Origin of the sequence: Parvibacter caecicola (assembly GCF_003725335.1) — a bacterium.
In the GTDB taxonomy this organism is placed as follows: Bacteria; Actinomycetota; Coriobacteriia; order Coriobacteriales; family Eggerthellaceae; genus Parvibacter; species Parvibacter caecicola.
In genome coordinates this window covers 1-539 of the sequence record NZ_QIBY01000058.1, presented here as the reverse complement: position 1 = coordinate 539, position 539 = coordinate 1, and the positions used below count along the sequence as shown (strand labels likewise).

Genomic DNA, 539 nt, shown 5'->3' with positions numbered 1-539 from the left:
GGCTCGTGGGCTCGGCGGGATCGCCGGGACGCACGAACCCCCAACCTGTGCGCATGTTCGCATTGTTCGTCAGCAGCAACGCCATCATCAGCACCAAGAAGGCCAGAGCGCAGAAGAACACCACGACTTGCTCGGAGCCCGCCAGCACCTGCAGGGCCACGCTGCCCACCACTATGCCCAGCGCGCGCCCCGTCATGAGCGCCGTGCTGGGACAAGAGGCAACCCAGGTGGCCGGCTGGTCGCAGTTTTTGATGAGATACGATCCCAAACCCCATAGCACCAGGTCGAGGTACAGGAAGCCCGTCACCTGCAGCACGCCTGCCATAACCGACGTCGGCCCCAGCACGCCCACCGCCAGCAAACCCGCCCCCGCAAGCGGAAACCCTATCTGGTAGATGGAACGGTTGAAGTCCATCTGCAGCACCAGCACCGCCAGCAAGGCGAGCGATGCCGCGAAGAAGTACCCAACAGAGTCGAGCATCTGCGTGAGAAAGCCCGAGAAGCTCAAGAAGCCCAGCGGTATGCCCAGCGCCAAACCC

Annotated in this window: 1 protein-coding gene; it reads right to left on the bottom strand. The window is 63.6% G+C overall.

Annotated elements, in window-relative coordinates:
- Positions 1–539 (bottom strand): hypothetical protein (locus tag DMP11_RS10360; RefSeq protein ID WP_235869454.1); only part of this gene is annotated, 539 nt, incomplete at both ends.